The organism is Brachyspira hampsonii 30446 (assembly GCF_000316195.1).
GTDB classification, from domain to species: Bacteria; Spirochaetota; Brachyspiria; order Brachyspirales; family Brachyspiraceae; genus Brachyspira; species Brachyspira hampsonii_C.
Genome location: NZ_JH994109.1, coordinates 15,151 through 19,249 on the forward strand (window position 1 = coordinate 15,151; position 4,099 = coordinate 19,249).

At 33.7% G+C, this 4,099-nt stretch carries 2 protein-coding genes; both read left to right on the top strand.

The window, feature by feature from the left end; all coding sequences use genetic code 11:
- The coding region (locus A966_RS00125; protein WP_008721152.1) for a phage tail tape measure protein at positions 1 to 3,352 on the top strand (3,352 nt) is incomplete at its 5' end.
- 64 nt (positions 3,353 to 3,416) lie between these two features.
- Positions 3,417 to 4,099, top strand: a 683-nt coding sequence (locus tag A966_RS13500) for a hypothetical protein (protein WP_008721155.1), incomplete at its 3' end; no start/stop codon positions are given.

The window sequence follows — 4,099 nt, forward strand, 5'->3', positions numbered from 1 at the left end:
TCCAATAGCGGCAGGAACAACAGCTTTTGCATTAGCTACTAAAAAAGCTACTGATTTTGATAATGGAATGCGTGAAGTTCTTACGCTTCTTCCTAAATTAAGAAATGAAGGTTTTGAATCTTTAAAGCAGGAAACTTTGGCTTTTTCTAAAGAACTTGGAAAAGTACCTGAAGAAGTAGTACCTGCCTTATATCAATCACTTTCTGCAGGAGTTCCACGTGAAAATGTATTTGAGTTCTTAAAAACCGCAGGCGAAGCTGCTATCGCAGGTGTTGCAGAATTAGAAACTTCAGTTGACGGACTTACTTCTGTTACTAATGCTTATGGAACAGAGGTTTTAAGTGTAAATAAGGCTTCAGATATAATGTTTCAAACACTGAAGCTAGGAAAAACAGATTTTACTCAATTATCAAAATCTTTATTTAATGTTATTCCTACCGCTTCAGCTTTAGGAGTGAAGTTTGAAGATATAGGAGCTGCTATTGCTGTAATGACTGCACAAGGTACACCTACCTCTGTTGCAACAACTCAGATTAGACAGGCTTTAGTAGAACTTAATAAAGAAGGAAGCATTACAGATATAGCATTTAGAGAAATAGCAGGAAAAAGCTTTAAAGAGTTTATAGAACAAGGAGGAAGTTTACAAGAGGCTCTTCAAATGCTTGCTGAAAAAGCTGATAAAAGCGGAAAAGATATTTCTAGTATGTTCAGCAGTGTTGAGGCAGCAAATGCTGGTTTAGCTTTATCTGGAAAGAATGCAGACAAGTTTAAAGATGCTTTAGAACATATGAATAATTCAGCAGGAGCTACATCTGAGGCATTCAAAAAAATAGATGACGGTCCAGCAAGACAGTTTGAAAAAATGAAAGCAGAGCTTAGTGCTTTAGTAGTGGAACTTGGAAATAGTTTACTTCCTGTTGTTAACGAGGATTTACTTCCTGTTATGCAAGATAAAATAGTACCTCTCGCTGAAAAAATGATTCTTACTATTATATCTTTAATAAAAACATTCAGCGACTTGCCAGCACCTTTGCAGGCGGCAAGTGTAGGCTTTGTTGCTTTAGCGGCAGGCTTCGGTCCAGCTTTAAAAGGTATAGTAGGACTTGGAAAAGGATTAACAGAAGCTAAGAAAACTATATCAGATTTTAAAAATGCGGTATCTACATTAAAAACATCCGCAAGTTCTATTCAAGGGTTAAGCACAGCTTGGAAAGCATTAAATACAGTAATGATTGCAAGTCCTGTTGGTATTATAACAGCTTTAACCGTAGGACTTGGTGCTTTAGCAGTAAAAGCATATAAATTAAATCAGGAATATAAAGCATTAATAGATACTTCAAACCAATTAGCTAACAGCACAAAAGAATTAAATGATAATTCTTTTAAAGATGTAGGTTTATTTGAAGAGTATCAAAAACTAGCTAGTGCCAAAGAGTTAGATGCAGCAGCTACTGAAAGATTAAACCAAGTAACTGATAAACTTACTAGACTATATCCTAATTTAAAAACTGTAGTTTTAGACGGAATTACATATATAGATTCTGCTACTATGAAGTTAGAAGACTATAGAACCGCAGAAGAAACAACTCAAATACAAACTATAGAAACAAAAATAAAAGAATTAGAAGAAAAGAGAAAAATATATAATACTGCTGTTGAAAACTTAAGAAGTTCTTTATATGCATCTGGTATGGGAGAAAGCCAAGCCAATGATGAGATATTAAAGAGTTCTGATTATGAAAAATTATCAGAAGTAGAAAAAACATTAAAAACATTAGAAAAACAAAGAAATGACTTAAATCAAAGCATGCATTTAAGACAGTCTCTAACTAGAGATGGAATAGATTTAGAGACTAAAGAAAAAGAAGCTAATGAAAAGAGCATTAATGCTATAAAAGGTAAATCTGATGCAGTAAAGACAAGCGGAAAAACTTATAAAGATTATTTAGCTTTATTAAAACAAGCGGAGGCAGAGGAAAATAGAAGAGTAAGCAACCTTCGTAATATGGGAGCTGAAATCAGCGATGCTGAGGCTTTAGAAGCTAAAAAAGACAAAGTAGGTGCTATACGGCGAAGCCCACCTATGGCGACAGAAATGAGTACGGTACTAAACTTAAATGCTAATCAAATAAAATATTTAAGTGATAATTACGGCTACGCATTAGGACGACTGTCCGCCTTCGGCGACAGTATAACAACTGATAGATTTTCTGAATTAGTAAAAGAAATAGAAAATAGTATATACGCTTATGAAAGAGGCGTTGCGGTTGCTGAGGAGTTTGGTGATAAAGTAAGCGAAGCCGAACAGCAGGGACAGAAAAGTGAAATAGTAAGAAGCGGAATAGAAAGCATAACTAATGAATTAGAACTTACAACGGAACAGGTAGAAATATTAAAAGAGAAGTTCGACGAACTTTGGAAAACACCTACTCAAAGTTTTGCAGGCTATTTTAGTGCGAATTGGCTTCAAATGCTTAATGACACTATAGGATATACAAGTGATTTTTATTCTGCTATACAGGAAATGAAAATACAGTCTATAGAATACGAAATAGAAAAAAATGAGGAAAGAAAAGAAGCGGTATTAGAAGCTATAGAAGAAGAAAAAAATGCAAGGCTTGAAGCTATAGGAATAATGGAGGACTCACAAAAGCAGAGTTTATTGAATGAAATAAAACAATTACAGAATAGGCAAAAAGTTGCTCTAGGACTTTATGAACAGGAGAGAATAAAAGCTGAACTTGAAGAGAAACAAAAAGAACTAGCCAAAATACAAATAGAAGAAGAAGCCAAAGCTAAGCAGATAGAAGTAGAGAAAAACTACAATAATGAGAAGATGAAGCTAGAATATAATTCTCAAATGGAAAGCTGGAAAATGTCTTTAGTTCAGGCGTCAGCTTCTATGGCACAGGCCGCCATAAGTGCTTTAGCTTCGTCAATGGCAGTTCCTTTCCCTGCAAATTTAGTTGCTTATGCTACTTTACTTGGAATTATAGGAGCAGGAGCTGTTAACTTGGTAAAATTATCCCAAGCTAAACCGAGTGAACCTAAATATTTGGCAAAAGGAGGACTTGTAGAGAGAAGAAACGGAGGAATCAATGCTGTAATCGGAGAGGGGGCAAGTGATGAAGCGGTTATTCCTCTTGAAGATAGAATACTATCAAAAATAGGAAGTCAGATTTTTGAAGCAAGCAAAGGTGAAGATGGCAGTTATTATGCTGATACGAATACATCAGAAACTATATTCAATCAGCCTGTTTATTTAATGCTTGACGGCAAGATAGTTGCAAGCACTATGCTTAATTTAAGCAAACGAGGTGTAAAAGTTGTCAGCCAGAGAGGTATATTATAAAAGGAGGAAGTGAGTACAAGCCACCAAGTAGGTGTTTTAAGGCGAGTACGAACATAGCAATAATATGAGATTATTATGTAATAACATATTTAATCTATTTCCGTATACTGTATCTGGAGGTGAAGATGATTTTTTCCCTATTTCTAATATATTTAATTATCAAACTCTGGAAGTTGGAAGATTCAAAAGTGAAGAAGAGGCAAGTTTATTTTTGGATGGGAAAGGTACTATAAACTGTTTTGCTATTTTTAATACAAATATTAAAAATATAAATATAGAAATAGAAGATATATACGGCAATTTTATTTATTATAATGTTTATATAAAAAATAATTATGGAGTTTATAATATAGCTCCTGTTGAGTTTACAAGAATAAAAATAATTTTTAATAAAAAAGCAGACGGTAATATTATAGAATGCGGATATTTTATTATAGGAGAGGCAGTAGATTTTCCTCCTCATGATAAAACCAAAACGCATACTGTAAATTATACACATGAACAGTATTTTTCTCAAAGCGGTCATTATTTTTACAGGAGGCTTCCTGTTAAAAGCTATGATACTTGGAAAGTATCTTTTCCATATCTAACAAATGCTGATAAAGAAAAAATCAGTAACTTTTTTAATGAGAATAATTTTGAACCTTTTGTACTTCAAGTATGGATTGAAGAAACTATAGTTTCAAATACAGAAAATGCTCTTGGTGTATATAATAATAGCAAATATGGTGCGGCAAGATATGGAAG